This window comes from Pseudomonas laurylsulfatiphila (genome assembly GCF_002934665.1).
GTDB lineage: Bacteria > Pseudomonadota > Gammaproteobacteria > Pseudomonadales > Pseudomonadaceae > Aquipseudomonas > Aquipseudomonas laurylsulfatiphila.
The window spans coordinates 865352-879415 of the sequence record NZ_NIRS01000002.1 but is presented as its reverse complement, the minus strand read 5'-3'; the positions used below and the strand labels follow the sequence as shown (position 1 = coordinate 879415).

Genomic DNA, 14064 nt, shown 5'->3' with positions numbered 1-14064 from the left:
CGGGCTTGCCCGCGAAGAGGCCCTCGAGAACACCTCAAAAACCAGCACTGCCCCCACGCCCAAACCGCTCCCGATACACCGAAGGCGGCACGCCAACCACGGTTCGAAAGGCCACCCGGAAGCTTTCCACCGAGCGATAACCGCAACGTTCGGCAATCTGGTCGGTGTTCTGGTCGCTGCTTTCCAGCAGTTCGCGGGCGCGGCCCAGACGTTGGTATTGCAACCAGGTTTTCGGTGACTGGCCGCTGGCTTCGGTGAAGCGGCGCAGGAACGTGCGTTCGCTCATGGCGGCTTCGCTGGCCAGGTCGCGCACTTCCAGCGGTTCGTGCAAGCGCTCACGTGCCCACTGCATGACGCGGGAAAGATCACTGCGCGGTGTGGGACTGACCGGCGTCGGAATGAATTGTGCCTGGCCGCCGCTGCGTTGCGGCGACATGACCAGGCGGCGGGCCACGGAATTGGCCACTTGCGTGCCGAAGTCCCGGGCCACCAGATGCAGGCAGGCATCGATGCCAGCCGCGCTGCCGGCAGAGGTGATCAATTGGCCGGAATCGACATACAGCACGTCCGGGTCCACCAGGATGCCGGGAAACCGCTCGGCCAGTTCCGAGGTGTAGCGCCAGTGCGTGGTCGCACCGTGCCCGTCGAGCAGCCCGGTGGCAGCGAGGACGAACACCCCGGAGCAGATCGACAGCAACCGTGCGCCCCGCGCATGGGCCTGGCGCAGGGCGTCGATGAGCTCTGCGGGGACTGTGGCGCTGCGGTCGCGCCAGCCGGGAATGATGATGGTGCGGGCATCGGCGAGCAATTCCATGCCGCCGTCGGCCAGGACCTGGATGCCGCCCATGGCACGCATCGGGCCTTGATCGACGGCGACGATACGATGTTCGTACCACGGGAAATCGAACTCAGGACGTGGCAGGCCGAAGATCTCCACGGCAATGCCGAACTCGAATGTGCAGAGGCCGTCATAGGCCAGAATCGCGACCATGGCTGGGTTGGGATGCATTTGGCGGAAAATTCCCGATCGGTGTCTTGTACGCCACTGTAGCTGCAAGTGCCTGGCGGATAAAGTCTTCCCACACCCACCGCCCCTTTGGAGTACAGCCCATGACCAGTCTGGTTCGCGAAATTCCCGCCGCCCCTTCGGCCATCGCCCTGATGCATTTCAGCAACCGTCTGACGTTCGAAACCGATTGTTCCGACGTCTACGGCAGCCAGCAGGCTGGCGAAGTCGATTTCATTCTGGTGGATGTGCGTGGTCCGCTGGCGTTCGAGCGCGGGCATGTACCGGGAGCGATCAACATTCCCGGGCGCTTGCTGACCGCCGAAGGTTTGGCCGGTTATCCGAAACACAGTTTGTTCGTGGTCTACTGCGCCGGGCCTCACTGCAACGGCGCCAACAAGGCCGCGGTGAAGCTGGCGGCCCTGGGTTATCCGGTCAAGGAGATGATCGGCGGCGTGACCGGGTGGCTGGATGAAGGGTTTGAGTTGAGTGTCGCCCAGCAGCGCCCGGCCCGTGAAGTGATCGGTTGCGAATGCTGACCTTCAAACACTGTTGATCTTTGTGGCGAGGGAGCTTGCTCCCGCTGGGTCGCGTAGCGCCCCCAAAAACTGCGTCTGCTGCGCAGCCGAGCGGGAGCAAGCTCCCTCGCCACAGGAATGTGCTTTGATACGGATCAGTGTTCGTTAGCGGCCGCCCACCACTCATCCAGCGTCGCCTGCAACCACGCCAACACCTCGGCATAGGCTGTATCGTCCTGCGGCCCCCGCGGCAACGGCGACTCATCGCCAAAATGCGCATTGAGCATGGCCACCGACTCGGCGTTCCACTCCGGATGAAACTGCAACCCCAGCCGCGCCGGCCCGGCGCGGTACATCTGTTGCACACAGTGCTCGCTGCTGGCCAACAGTTGCGCGCCAGGCGGCAGGTCGATGGCGTCTTCGTGCCACTCGAGTACCTTCAGCGCTTGCCCATCGATGAAGCTCACCGTGGTCCATCCGGTTTCGCTCCGGTCCATGCGCCGTACATTGCCGCCCAGACTCAACGCCAGCAACTGAGCCCCCAGGCATATGGCGAACACGGCCCCGCCCAGATCCAGACTGCCTTTGAGCCATTGCCGTTCGGCCGCAAGCCAAGCCGGGCCGGCGTTGGATTCATAAGGCCCGCCCAACAGGATCACCGGATCGGCGCTGACGGGCGGCAACTGCCCCAGGTCGGCGCGAAACACCTTCAGCGTCAGCCCCCTGGACTCGGCCCAAAAGGCGATGGCACCCGGGCCTTCGGCGGGGTGGTGCTGGATCAGGTTCAACGTGGGCATCGCGCTACTCTCGATGGGACGCAAGGGCGCCCAATGTGCCGTAAAACACCGGGTATCGCCAGCCGGCCCGTTGCGTCGGATGGCACCGAAAGAGCTGTAGTCCTGGTCTGAAAACGCGTTCTGTCCGACAGAGGTTGCATCGTCATGGCGCGTTCACCGCAATGACTCGATCCCGGCGCCACTTTTTTGTAAGTATTTGTCGCCTTGGCGTAATTTACCCTCCTGTAGCCGCTCTAGACTGCCGGCCACTTCGATTCCCGCTCACAAAGCGAGGGACCGAACGCTGCCAATCGAAGCTGCCAATAAAAGCCTCCGCACACAGGAGTTATAAATGAAGAAGCTAGTGATGTTCGGTGCCCTGGCACTGTCGATGTTGTCCCTGACCGCCGTGGCTGACGACGCCAAGCCGATCCGCATCGGCATCGAAGCCGGCTACCCGCCATTTTCGATGAAAACCCCTGACGGCAAACTCACCGGTTTCGACGTGGACATCGGCGATGCCCTGTGCGAGCAGATGAAGGTCAAGTGCACCTGGGTCGAGCAAGAGTTCGACGGCCTGATCCCTGCGCTGAAGGTCAAGAAAATCGACGCCATCCTGTCGTCCATGACCATCACTGACGACCGCAAGAAGAACGTCGATTTCACCATCAAGTACTACCACACTCCGGCGCGCTTCGTGATGAAGGAAGGCACCGACGTCAAGGATCCGCTGACCGAACTCAAGGGCAAGAAAGTCGGTGTACTGCGCGCCAGTACCCACGACCGCTTCGCCACCGAAGTGCTGCAACCGGCAGGGATTGTCCTGGTGCGCTACGGCTCCCAGCAGGAAGCCAACCTGGACATGGTCTCCGGCCGCATCGACGCGCTGCTGGCCGATTCGGTCAACCTGGACGACGGTTTCCTGAAAACCGACGCCGGTAAAGGTTTTGCATTCGTCGGCCCGGAGTACAACGATCCTAAGTACTTCGGTGGCGGCGCCGGCATTGCCGTGCGCAAGGGCGATACCGCGCTGGCCGAGCAGTTCAACAAAGCCATCACCGAAATCCGCGCCAACGGCAAGTACAAGCAAGTGCAGGACAAGTACTTCAAGTTTGACGTTTACGGCGAGTAATCCAGCCGTTCGAGAAAGTGGCAGCCGTTGACGCGACTGCCACTTTTTTTATGCCAACACATTTCCCCTGTAGGAGCTGCCGAAGGCTGCGATCTTTTGATCTTTTGAAACAGCTTAAAAGATCGCAGCCTTCGGCAGCTCCTACACAAGGAACATCGGAGTCTCGCCATGCAACGCATCGACCATCCGCTGCCCTGGAGCCACCTGGGCACTGAGCGCACCCTCAGCGTGTTTCGTTATGGCGCGGGCCCGCGCAAGGTGTACATCCAGGCCAGCCTGCACGCCGACGAATTGCCGGGCATGCGCACGGCCTGGGAGTTGAAGAAGCGCCTGACCGAGCTGGAACAACAGGGACAGTTGAACGGTGTGATCGAACTGGTGCCGGTGGCCAATCCCATTGGTCTCGACCAGCACCTGCAAGGCAGCCACATGGGGCGTTTCGAGCTGGGCAGCGGCAAGAACTTCAACCGCTCGTTCGTCGAACTCAGCGCGCCGGTGGCCGAGCGGGTCGGTGATCGCCTCGGCAGCGATGCCCAGGCCAACATCGCGCTGATTCGCCAGACCATGGGCCAGGTGCTCGACGACTTGCCGGCGGCGACATCGCAGCTGGAAGCCATGCATCGCCTGTTGCTGCGCCATGCTTGCGACGCCGACATCACCCTCGATCTGCATTGCGATTTCGACGCAGCGATCCACATCTACGCGTTGCCGCAGCACTGGCCACAATGGCGTTCCCTGGCGGCGCGTTTGCAGGCCGGCGTGGCGCTGTTGTGTGAAGACTCCGGCGGCAGCTCGTTCGACGAATCCTGTTCTTCGCCCTGGTTGCGCCTGGCCCGGGCGTTCCCGGCGGCGATTCCACCGGCCAACCTGGCGACCACGCTGGAGCTGGGCAGCATGGGGGACACCCGGGTCGACCAGGCCCAGGCCAATTGCGAGGCCATTCTCGGCTTCCTCGCCGAGCAGGGTTTCATCTCCGGCACCTGGCCGGCGGCACCGGCCGACTGCTGTGAAGGCATGCCGTTCGAAGGTACCCAGTACCTGTTCGCACCGCATCACGGCGTGGTCAGTTTCCTGCGTGAAGCCGGGGAATGGGTAGAGAAGGGCGATGCGCTGTTCGAGGTGGTCGACCCGTTGAACGACAAGGTCACCACTGTGCAGGCCGGCACCAGTGGCGTGCTGTTCGCCATCGATCGTGGGCGCTACACCCAGCCTGGCACCTGGCAGGCGAAGGTCGCCGGGCGCGAACCGATTCGGGTGGGGAAGTTGATCAACGACTGACTTCGGAATCTTCACTGCCCGTCCGGGCCTCATCGCGAGCAGGCTCGCTCCTACAGTGGATTTGTGGCGTTCACAAAACCTGTGGGAGCGGGCTTGCCCGCGATGACGGCATTCGCCTCACCGGAGATGTTCCTGCCTGATTCACAGTGTTAGGCTCTTGCGCGAATCCTGCATTCCGTGAAGGAAGACCCATGTTGAAGATTCTCGCGCTGCTCACGCTGTTGGCATCCACTGCCGTCCACGCCCAAACCCCGCTGCAAACCGACCTGCCACTCAAGTACCTGGCGCAGGCCACCACCGATTCGAACCATCAGCCCCTGGTGATTTTCCTTCACGGTTACGGCAGTAACGAGCAGGACCTGTTCGGTATCAAGGATGAATTGCCCAAGTCCTACACCTACCTGTCGGTGCAGGCACCTTTGGTGATGGAGGCGGGCAGTTATCAGTGGTTCCGCAAGAAGGGCGAAGGGGCCTACAACGGCGAGACCGATGATCTGAAGTCCAGTGGCCAGGTGTTGCTGGACTTCGTCGCACAGGCCACGAAGAAATATCACACCGAACCCGAGAAGGTGTTCCTGGTCGGTTTCAGCCAGGGCGCGATCATGTCTTACGAAGTGGGCTTGCGGCACCCCGAAGCGCTCGGCGGGATCGCGGCGTTGAGCGGGCGGATTCTGCCGGTGCTCAAGTCCGAGCTCAAACCGGATGAAAAGCGCCAGTCGCTGGCGATTTTCATTGGTCATGGCGAGCAGGACAAACGCCTTCCCTACAGCGACGGTACCGAAGCCAACAGCCTGTTGCAGAGCGTGTCACTCGAACCCGAGTTTCACGGCTACCCCGGTGTCGGCCACAACATCAGCGCCGAAGAGATCCAGGACTTGAGCGCCTGGTTGCAGCGTCTTAACCCCTGAGCCTTATTTTCCGCTGACGATCTGTTTGATCAGGGTTTCATGGGCCGCCATGTCGCCGGGGCGGGAAATCACCTGGATCACCGCCATGCGGGGGCCGGAGGCGGCCATCAGCGTGGTGGTGAGGGTCAGGCCACCGCCCTGGGTGGCGGTACCGTCGACCTGGCGCAGGCCCAGCCCGGATTTCTGGGTCAGGGTTTTCTCGCTGAGCTTGTTGTAGTCGGGCAGGGATTTGTGTTGCGCCGCATCGAAGTCGGCCACGGTGCCGTCGAGGAATTCACCGTCGTTGTCCTTGACGCTGACCCCTTTGGGCAGGTTGTTCTCCGCGGCGATCACTACGGTCTTGGTGGATTCGTTGCTGTACAGGGTGCCGCTGGCACCGTCCGGGCTCGCCGGCAGCGGGTTGGCGATGAAACCCTTGGGCAGGTTGAAGGTGAACTTGCCACCGAGCATCGAGACTTTCTGGGCGGGCGCATCGCTGGAAGCGGCCTTGGCGGCCTGCGCATTCAAAGCCCCCAGGCTGGTAGCGGCTGCCAGCAGCAGGACAAGGGCTTTTTTACTCAACAAAGACATCGGAATCTCCAGGGATGGGCGCGCGGTGGGGCGCGATCATCCCACGGAGATTGTGCTGCATTCCAGCTTGCTCTAACGAGTGGTCACTTAGGTAAAGCAGCGATCTGGGATGAGGTGGCTCACCTGTGGCGAGGGAGCTTGCTCCCGCTGGGTCGCGAAGCGGCCCCCTGCATTTCTTCCAGATGTACTGTGCAGGCAGGATTGGCGACTGCTTCGCAGCCGAGCGGGAGCAAGCTCCCTCGCCACAGGCAAGCCTCCTCGCCACAGGCTGGAACCGGCGGATTACGCCTGGTTTTGCGGGAACAGATTGCGACGGGTTTCTTCGTCGAATTCGGCCTTGAGCACCAGTTTCTCCTTCAGGCCGTGGGCACGCAGGGCGGCGGGGCGGGTGCTGATTTCATCGTACAGGCGCTTGACGTTGGGGTACGCCGCCAGACCGTTCTCACCGAGGATGTAGGGCGCGTAGTTGGCCCAGCCCCACAGGGCCATGTCGGCGATGCTGTAGGTGTCGCCTGCCAGGTACTGATGCGTGGCCAGGCGTTCGTCGAGGATGCGGTAATGGCGTTCGACTTCCTTGAAATAGCGGTTTTTTGCGTAAGGCAGATCTTCCGGTGCGTGGTGCAGGAAGTGCACCGCCTGGCCGGAGAACGGCGATAGGCCGGTGCCGATGAGCATCAGCCAGGAAAGCATTTCGGCCTGGCCGGCAGCGGACGTCGGCACAAAGCGCTGATGTTTGTGCGCCAGGTGCAGCAGGATCGCCTGGGAGTCGAACACGCTGGCATCGCCATCCACCAGCGCGGGTACCTTGGCGTTCGGGTTGATCGCCAGGAAGGCTGGCTGGTGTTGCTCGCCCTTGAAGGTGTCGACGCCGATCAGTTCGTAGGGCGTTTGCAGTTCTTCGAGCAGCAGGGCAACTTTCATCGGGTTCGGCGAAGGGTGGAAGAAGAATTTCATGGTGCAGGCCTCAGTCGGGTAGGGGGTGGAACTGAGGCTGATGTTGAAGCAAACCCGTTCGATTGACGTACGGGGCAGTCGTTCTACTCGTGCGAAACTATCGAACGGGTTGCGGGTGCTTTTTCGGGCGCCTGTGCGGTGGCAATCACCGCGCCAGCGATGATCAGCAGCGCCGGCACAATCAGGATCGGGCTGGCATGGCCATGGCCGACGACGATCAGCAGCAAGGTCGAGATCAAGGGCGCCAGATAGGACAGCGCCCCCAGCGTCGCCAGGTTGCCGTGTTTGGTGGCGTGGTCCCAGGCAAAGAACGCCAGACCGGCCGGCCCCAGGCCGAGGACGACGATCGCTGCCCATTGATTGTAGTCAGGCCATACGGTGCTTTCGAAGGCCAGGTGGCAGACCAGCCCGGCGGCGGCCGACATGCCGCAGATGCCACCGATGATGCTGCTGGGCACTGCGCTGAAACGACGGTTGAACACCGAGTAGCCGGCCCAGATCAGCGCGCAGCCGAACGCCGCCAGGTACCCGGCGACGGGCATGGTCGCCGCCATGTGGGTGGCGCGTTGCTGCATGATGAACGCCGTGCCCGCCAGGCCCAGCACTGCACCGAGCACCTGGCGCTTGTGCAGTTTTTCGCTGGCGGCGAAGGCCGAGAGCAGCACCAGCATCAGCGGCCACAGGTAATTGATCAGGCTGGCTTCGGCGGCAGGCGCGACTTTGAGCGCGAAGAAGTACAGCGCGTGATAAACGAATATCCCGACGAAACCGGTGGCCCAGACAGCCCAGGGCTGGCGCCAGCTGCTGAACCCGTTCATGCCATGGCGGCCGAGAGTGATCAGGCTGGCGGCAAACGCCACGCCGAAACTCAAGGTCAGCAGTTCAAAGGGCGGGATGCCTTCGGTGAGGGTGGTCAACAACGCCAGACAGGACCAGAGGAAGATCGCAATCACGCCCACGGCGGTCGCCGATCGGGCAGTGCGCAAGCGAAATGCAGTCATGTCTGTTCCTTCAGCGCGTAGAGGCGGGCAACATCCTGGCCCGATGACATCATGCAGCTTAGCGCTTGATGGCCGTTCCTCCAGTGTCCGTCGTCGGGCCGACCGGCCGCGCCAGCAAGCGTTTGGTCACCCCCAGCATGGCCACCGACACCGCAACGCCCAGGACAAAAGCGTTCATCCCCATCGACGGCAGGGCCAGGGCCAATACCAGGCAAAACGCGGCGAACGAATACATGCCGGTGGCGGTGGCGCGCAGCAATGCGGCGGTAAAGGCCGGGCCACGGGTTTGCTGGGAGAACACCGCCATCACGCTGCCCAATACCGGGAACACCGCCAGCAGACCGCTCCAGCGGTCGCCGACGGTGCTGGCCAGCAGCGTCACGACCAAGGTGAGCAATGCACCGGCCGCCATGCGCAGCACAAGCTTGTCGGATTTCGGCCCCGGGCCACTGAGCACCGGTTGCACGGCGGGGAACAGATAGGGCGCGGCGAGCAGTGCGGTCGCGGCGGCGCACAGGGAAAACACCAGGGATCCCGGGATCAGCGACAGGACCACCGCGACCAGCGCCCAGACCGACAGCGAGATCAGCAACGCCAATGGCCATCCGGCCCGTTGTGCGACCTGCGCGTAGGTCACACAAAACGCAATCATCGCGAACATGGCCGACAGCGCCGCCGTGGCCGATTGCGCAGCGAACGCCTGGCCTTGCTCAAGGGCAAGGAACAACAGGATCGGTCCGACCACCACCGGCAACCCCGACAACCAACCGGCCACGCTCGGTCCCCAGCGTTTGCCGGCCAGGGAAATCAGCAGCAGGAAGCCTGGGATTACCAGCAGTTTTAGGATCAACACGCGCATGTCTCCGGCCTGTGTGAGGTGGCAACGGTAACATTGCATCGGCTAGATTGCTTTATTTGTGTGCGGATTTTGTATACATGAAGACTTCGGAATTTGTACGAAAGGATCTTTTGCGCGTACGTTTCCTGGGCATCTGCGAGGAGGCCAACCTGCCATGAACCACCCACGATCACCGCTGCGCCATGGTCTGTGGCTGCTTGTCTTGCTGAGCTGCCAGGCCTTGGCCAACTGGCAGGATGCGCTGCCCGGTGCGCAACTGCTCGGCAGTGGCGAGTTTCGCAAGTACGGCTTCGATGTCTACAGCGCGCGGCTCTGGAGTACCTCGCGGCCTTTGGCGAGCGATCAGCCGTTCGCCCTGGAGCTGATCTACCAGCGCAGCATTTCCCGTGATGATCTGGTGAGCGCCAGCGTCAGGGAAATCAAGCGACTGGCCGGTACCGCGGTCAGTGACGGGCAACTGGCGTCCTGGCAGGCGCAGATGCAGCAGTCGTTCGTCGATGTGCAGGCCGGTACGCGGCTGACCGGTGTCTATCTGCCGGGGCAGGGCGCACGGTTTTTTCTCGGCCAGCAGATGCTGCGTGATGTGAAGGACCTGCAATTCGCCCAGGCATTTTTTGCCATCTGGCTCGATCCACGCACCAGCAACCCCGAGTTGCGCCAGCAGTTGCTGGGCATGGCCCCCTGAACTTTGCGATGATCGCAACCTGTTTGCGAGCCTTTCCACCTGTTGATGGATCATCGTGTGAAATTCAGTTTTTTGCCCAAAACCGCGACTGCGCCGTTTTGCCCACCGGAAGTGGCTGGCAGTGTCGCCGTCGACCCGCGCGCATCGTTCTTCAAGCGTGTCCTGCGTTTTGCCGGGCCGGGGTTGCTGGTGTCCATCGGTTACATGGATCCGGGCAACTGGGCTACCGCCATCGAGGCCGGCTCGCGGTTCGGCTACAGCCTGTTGTTCGTGGTGTTGCTGGCAAGCCTGGCGGGGATGGTGGTGCAGTGCCTGTGTTCGCGTCTGGGCATTGCCACCGGGCGTGACCTGGCGCAATTGTCCAGGGAGCGCTACAGCACGCGCACTGCTCGCACGCAGTGGTTTCTGGCGGAGATATCCATTATCGCCACCGACCTGGCCGAGGTACTTGGCTGCGCGCTGGCGTTCCATTTGTTGCTCGGTTGCTCGCTGACCTTCGGCATCGCCCTCACGGCGTTCGACACCTTGTTGGTGCTGGCCTTGCAGAACCGTGGCTTCCGTCGGCTCGAAGCGATCATGCTGGTACTGGGCGGCACCATTGGCGCGTGCTTTTTTGTCGAACTGCTGCTGATCAAACCCTACTGGCCCGATGTCGCTCGCGGTTTCACGCCGTCGCTGGCGGCCATCGGTGATGCTGCGCCGCTTTACCTGGCCATCGGCATCCTCGGGGCCACGGTCATGCCACATAACCTGTACTTGCACACGTCCATCGTGCAAACCCGGTTGATCGGCAAGGACCTGACCAGCAAGCAGGACGCGGTCAAACTGGCGCGCATCGACACCATCGGCTCCCTGGCACTGGCGTTGCTGGTCAACGCGGCGATCCTGATTCTGGCGGCGGCAGCGTTCCACCAGACCGGGCACACCGATGTCGTGGACATACAGGATGCCTACCACTTGCTCGACCCGCTGGTGGGCGGGGCCTTGGCCAGTGTGTTGTTTGGCGTGGCGTTGCTGGCCTCGGGGCAGAGTTCGACCTTCACCGGTACCATCGCCGGCCAGGTGATCATGGAAGGGTTCCTGAACCTGCGCATTCCCTGCTGGCAACGACGCCTGATTACGCGCGGGCTGGCGCTGATCCCGGCGTTCATCGGCGTGTGGCTGATGGGCGATGACGCCATCGGCAAGTTGCTGGTGTTGAGTCAGGTCGTGTTGAGCCTGCAATTGCCGTTCGCGTTGTACCCGTTGATTCGTATGACCAACGATCACTCACTCATGGGGCCGCTGGTGAACCGGCGGCCGACGCGGGTGCTGGCGTGGGGCTTGTTTGTGGTGATCAGTGGGGCGAACAGTTGGCTGATTCTGCAGTTTGTGGGGTGACAGTTCCGGCCCCTTCGCGGGCAAGCCCGCTCCCACAGTGGACCGCGCTCGTCTGGACAATTGTGGGAGCGGGCTTGCCCGCGAAGAACGATAACGCGGTCCACCTGAAAAAACGCAGGCAAAAAAGAACCCGGTGCGACTTGCATCGCACCGGGTGTTTGTCCAGACGGCGACGGATCTTCGTGGGTCCCCGTGCCGTCTGTTGAACGCTTTAAGCCCGTTCGAGCGCCAGGGCCACGCCCTGACCGCCACCGATGCACAGGGTGGCGAGGCCTTTTTTGGCATCACGCTTGAGCATTTCATGCAGCAGGGTCACCAGCACGCGGCAACCCGAAGCACCGATCGGGTGGCCCAGGGCGATGGCGCCGCCGTTGACGTTGACCTTGTTCAAGTCCCATTCCAGGTCCTTGGCCACAGCCAGCGATTGCGCGGCGAAGGCTTCGTTGGCTTCGATCAGGTCCAACTGGTCGATGTTCCAGCCGGCCTTGTCCAGGCAACGACGGGTGGCCGACACCGGGCCGATGCCCATGATCGCCGGGTCGACGCCTGCGTTGGCGTACGCCGCGATTTTTGCCAGAACCGGCAGGCCCAGGGCCTTGGCCTTTTCGGCGCTCATCAGGATCACGGCGGCGGCACCGTCGTTCAGCGACGAAGCGTTGCCGGCGGTCACCGAACCGTCCTTCTTGAAGGCCGCTTTGAGTTTGCCCAGGGATTCGGCGGTGGTGCCGGCCCGTGGCTGCTCGTCGGTGGCGAAGGACAGGGGATCGCCCTTGCGCTGCGGGATCAGGATCGGGGTGATTTCATCGACGAAGCGCCCGGCTTCGATGGCGGCTACGGCTTTCTGCTGCGAGGCGGCGGCGAACGCGTCCTGCTGCTCGCGAGTCAGGCTGTACTTCTCGGCCAGGTTCTCGGCGGTGATGCCCATGTGGTAGTCGTTGAACGCGTCCCACAGGCCATCGCTGATCATGGTGTCGACGATCTGCGCGTGGCCCATGCGCAGGCCGGTGCGCGCGCCGGGCATGACGTAGTTGGCCAGGCTCATGTTTTCCTGGCCACCGGCGATGATCACCTCGGCATCGCCGCAGCGAATCGCCTGGGCGCCCAGGTGCAGGGCCTTGAGGCCCGAACCGCAGACCTTGTTCAGGGTCATGGCCGGTACGGCGAAGGGCAGGCCGGCCTTGATTGCGGCCTGGCGTGCAGGGTTCTGCCCGGCGCCGGCGGTCAGCACCTGGCCCATGATCACTTCATCGACTTCGGCCGGGTCCAGGCCGGTCTGCGCCAGCAACTGGCGGATCACCGCAGCGCCCAGGTCAACGGCAGAAACATTGGCCAGGGAACCCTGGAAACTGCCGATCGCGGTGCGCGTGGCGGCAACAATGACGACTTCTTGCATGGAATGATTCCTCACTGGGCAGCGAACTGCATTTCCGGAACGTGGTCCGGGACGATCAGTTTACCAGCGGTCTTGGCGACGATTTCCTCAACACTGACGCCAGGTGCGCGTTCCTTGAGGACAAATGCGCCATTTTCGATTTCCAGGTAGGCGAGGTCGGTCAGCACGCGCTTGATGCACCCGGCGCCGGTCAGCGGCAGGCTGCATTGGGACAGCAGCTTGGACTCACCGTCCTTGGACGCGTGGGTCATGATGACGATGATGTTGTCTGCGCCGGCCACCAGGTCCATCGCGCCGCCCATGCCCTTGACCAGCTTGCCGGGGATCATCCACGAGGCGATGTTGCCTTGCACGTCCACTTCGAAGGCGCCGAGCACGGTCAGGTCGACATGACCACCGCGAATCATCGCGAAGGACTCGGCCGAGGAAAAGATCGAAGCGCCGATGCGCGCGGTCACCGTTTGTTTGCCGGCGTTGATCATGTCGGCATCGATGGTTTCTTCAGTCGGGAACGGACCCATGCCCAGCAGGCCGTTTTCCGACTGCAGCATGACTTCCATGCCTTCGGGGATGTAGTTGGCGACCAGGGTCGGAATGCCGATGCCCAGGTTCACGTAGAAGCCGTCCTGCATTTCGCGGGCGACGCGTTGAGCCATTTGTTCGCGGGAAAGTGCCATTGTCGTTATTCCTTCATTCGGTCCGGGGGCAGGGGATCACTTACGCACGGTGCGCTGTTCGATGCGCTTCTCGAACGTGCCGCAGATGATCCGGTCGACGTAGATGCCAGGGGTGTGGATCTGCGCCGGGTCCAGCTCGCCGGGTTCGACGATTTCTTCGACTTCGACCACGGTGATCTTGCCGGCAGTGGCGGCCAGCGGGTTGAAGTTCTGGGCGGTGTGACGATAGATCACGTTACCGAAATGGTCGGCTTTCCAGCCTTTGACGATGGCGAAGTCGCCGGTGATGGACTCTTCCATCAGGTACTTGCGGCCATGGAATTCGCGCACTTCCTTGCCTTCGGCAACCGGAGTGCCCACGCCGGTGGCGGTGAAGAAGGCCGGAATGCCGGCGCCGCCCGCGCGCATTTTCTCGGCGAGGGTGCCTTGCGGGGTCAGGATGACTTCGATTTCGCCCTTGAGCAGCTGCTCTTCGAACAGCTTGTTTTCGCCGACGTAGGACGCCACCACTTTGCTGATCTGGCGGTCGGTCAGCAGTACGCCGAGGCCGAAACCGTCGACGCCGCAGTTGTTGGAGACCACGGTGAGGTCGCGAGTGCCCTTGCGCTTGATCTCGGCGATCAGGTTTTCCGGGATGCCGCACAGGCCGAAGCCGCCAGCGATCACGGTCATGCCGTCTTCAAGACCTGCCAACGCTTGCTCGTAGGAACTCACGCGCTTGTCGAAACCTGCCATATGCACCTCTTTTATTCTTTGTGGGCGGCTGGCTAGCCGAATGGAGTTGAGTGTTGCGCCGGAAGATTCATTTGTTAAGTTGTTTTTTAGAGCGGATTGATTGATAAAGATCATTAAATGACAATCCTGTAGGAGCTGGCTTGCCAGCGATGGCGTCGGATCGATCAACATCCATGTCGCCTGCCAAATCGC

General features: G+C 62.3%; 15 protein-coding genes. 6 read left to right on the top strand and 9 right to left on the bottom strand.

All coding sequences use genetic code 11. From position 1 onward, the window contains the following. Positions 1–34: 34 nt before the first annotated feature. The gene (gene ftrA / locus CD175_RS09770) at positions 35–1009 is read right to left on the bottom strand and encodes a transcriptional regulator FtrA (protein WP_104448717.1); all 975 of its coding nucleotides are present in this window, start codon (positions 1007–1009) and stop codon (positions 35–37) included. Positions 1010–1110: 101 nt separating this feature from the next. Here ftrA and CD175_RS09765 point away from each other — a divergent pair, with 101 nt between their 5' ends. Continuing rightward, entirely contained in the window at positions 1111–1545 is a 435-nt protein-coding gene (locus tag CD175_RS09765) for a rhodanese-like domain-containing protein (protein ID WP_104448716.1), read from the top strand. A 134-nt stretch (positions 1546–1679) separates the two neighbouring features. Here CD175_RS09765 and CD175_RS09760 read toward each other — a convergent pair whose 3' ends face one another. After that, positions 1680–2321: a type 1 glutamine amidotransferase gene (locus CD175_RS09760; RefSeq protein WP_104448715.1), complete on the bottom strand. Its 642-nt coding sequence runs from the start codon at positions 2319–2321 to the stop codon at positions 1680–1682. Positions 2322–2652: 331 nt separating this feature from the next. Here CD175_RS09760 and CD175_RS09755 point away from each other — a divergent pair, with 331 nt between their 5' ends. From CD175_RS09755 to CD175_RS09745, 3 genes are all read left to right on the top strand, one after another. After that, positions 2653–3432, top strand: a complete 780-nt coding sequence (locus CD175_RS09755; protein ID WP_007975754.1) for an ABC transporter substrate-binding protein — start codon at positions 2653–2655, stop codon at positions 3430–3432. 168 nt (positions 3433–3600) lie between these two features. Continuing rightward, positions 3601–4710, top strand: a complete 1110-nt coding sequence (locus CD175_RS09750; protein ID WP_104448714.1) for a succinylglutamate desuccinylase/aspartoacylase family protein — start codon at positions 3601–3603, stop codon at positions 4708–4710. Positions 4711–4901: 191 nt separating this feature from the next. After that, a complete protein-coding gene (locus tag CD175_RS09745) occupies positions 4902–5618 on the top strand; it encodes an alpha/beta hydrolase (RefSeq protein ID WP_104448713.1) in 717 nt (238 codons plus the stop codon). A 3-nt stretch (positions 5619–5621) separates the two neighbouring features. Here the strand turns inward: CD175_RS09745 and CD175_RS09740 are convergent, their stop codons facing one another. The 4 genes from CD175_RS09740 to CD175_RS09725 all read right to left on the bottom strand — a co-directional run bounded on the left by CD175_RS09740 (position 5622) and on the right by CD175_RS09725 (position 8996). Then, entirely contained in the window at positions 5622–6188 is a 567-nt protein-coding gene (locus CD175_RS09740) for a DcrB/PsbP domain-containing protein (protein ID WP_104448712.1), read from the bottom strand. 282 nt (positions 6189–6470) lie between these two features. Further along, positions 6471–7142 carry a glutathione S-transferase family protein gene (locus CD175_RS09735; protein ID WP_104448711.1) on the bottom strand — a complete coding sequence of 224 codons (672 nt, stop codon included), beginning with the start codon at positions 7140–7142 and terminating at the stop codon, positions 6471–6473. Between the two features lie 83 nt (positions 7143–7225). Next, on the bottom strand, positions 7226–8143 hold the full coding sequence (gene yddG, locus CD175_RS09730; RefSeq protein ID WP_104448710.1) for an aromatic amino acid exporter YddG: 918 nt from the start codon (positions 8141–8143) through the stop codon (positions 7226–7228). A gap of 58 nt (positions 8144–8201) precedes the next feature. Next, complete coding sequence (locus tag CD175_RS09725; protein WP_104448852.1) at positions 8202–8996, bottom strand: hypothetical protein; 795 nt, start codon at positions 8994–8996, stop codon at positions 8202–8204. A 160-nt stretch (positions 8997–9156) separates the two neighbouring features. Here CD175_RS09725 and CD175_RS09720 point away from each other — a divergent pair, with 160 nt between their 5' ends. Further along, a complete protein-coding gene (locus CD175_RS09720; protein ID WP_104448709.1) occupies positions 9157–9687 on the top strand; it encodes a chalcone isomerase family protein in 531 nt (176 codons plus the stop codon). A 57-nt stretch (positions 9688–9744) separates the two neighbouring features. Further along, entirely contained in the window at positions 9745–11067 is a 1323-nt protein-coding gene (locus CD175_RS09715) for an Nramp family divalent metal transporter (RefSeq protein ID WP_104448708.1), read from the top strand. 211 nt (positions 11068–11278) lie between these two features. On the opposite strand, the gene CD175_RS09710 is transcribed toward CD175_RS09715, so the two are convergent. From CD175_RS09710 to CD175_RS09700, 3 genes are read right to left on the bottom strand one after another with little or no spacing between them, the layout of a single operon-like run. Next, a complete protein-coding gene (locus CD175_RS09710) occupies positions 11279–12460 on the bottom strand; it encodes an acetyl-CoA C-acetyltransferase (protein WP_104448707.1) in 1182 nt (393 codons plus the stop codon). Between the two features lie 11 nt (positions 12461–12471). Continuing rightward, entirely contained in the window at positions 12472–13137 is a 666-nt protein-coding gene (locus CD175_RS09705; RefSeq protein ID WP_007975748.1) for a CoA transferase subunit B, read from the bottom strand. 36 nt (positions 13138–13173) lie between these two features. Then, positions 13174–13872 (bottom strand): CoA transferase subunit A, encoded by a 699-nt coding sequence (locus tag CD175_RS09700; RefSeq protein WP_015094554.1) that lies wholly within the window; start codon positions 13870–13872, stop codon positions 13174–13176. Positions 13873–14064: the final 192 nt, after the last annotated feature.

Coding starts and splice junctions, on each gene's coding strand:
- CD175_RS09765 (WP_104448716.1), top strand. CDS start 1,111: ATGACCAGTCTGGTTCGCGAAATTCCCGCCGCCCCTTCGGCCATCGCC.
- CD175_RS09760 (WP_104448715.1), bottom strand. CDS start 2,321: ATGCCCACGTTGAACCTGATCCAGCACCACCCCGCCGAAGGCCCGGGT.
- ftrA (WP_104448717.1), bottom strand. CDS start 1,009: ATGCATCCCAACCCAGCCATGGTCGCGATTCTGGCCTATGACGGCCTC.
- CD175_RS09740 (WP_104448712.1), bottom strand. CDS start 6,188: ATGTCTTTGTTGAGTAAAAAAGCCCTTGTCCTGCTGCTGGCAGCCGCT.
- CD175_RS09755 (WP_007975754.1), top strand. CDS start 2,653: ATGAAGAAGCTAGTGATGTTCGGTGCCCTGGCACTGTCGATGTTGTCC.
- CD175_RS09710 (WP_104448707.1), bottom strand. CDS start 12,460: ATGCAAGAAGTCGTCATTGTTGCCGCCACGCGCACCGCGATCGGCAGT.
- CD175_RS09750 (WP_104448714.1), top strand. CDS start 3,601: ATGCAACGCATCGACCATCCGCTGCCCTGGAGCCACCTGGGCACTGAG.
- CD175_RS09705 (WP_007975748.1), bottom strand. CDS start 13,137: ATGGCACTTTCCCGCGAACAAATGGCTCAACGCGTCGCCCGCGAAATG.
- yddG (WP_104448710.1), bottom strand. CDS start 8,143: ATGACTGCATTTCGCTTGCGCACTGCCCGATCGGCGACCGCCGTGGGC.
- CD175_RS09745 (WP_104448713.1), top strand. CDS start 4,902: ATGTTGAAGATTCTCGCGCTGCTCACGCTGTTGGCATCCACTGCCGTC.
- CD175_RS09700 (WP_015094554.1), bottom strand. CDS start 13,872: ATGGCAGGTTTCGACAAGCGCGTGAGTTCCTACGAGCAAGCGTTGGCA.
- CD175_RS09720 (WP_104448709.1), top strand. CDS start 9,157: ATGAACCACCCACGATCACCGCTGCGCCATGGTCTGTGGCTGCTTGTC.
- CD175_RS09735 (WP_104448711.1), bottom strand. CDS start 7,142: ATGAAATTCTTCTTCCACCCTTCGCCGAACCCGATGAAAGTTGCCCTG.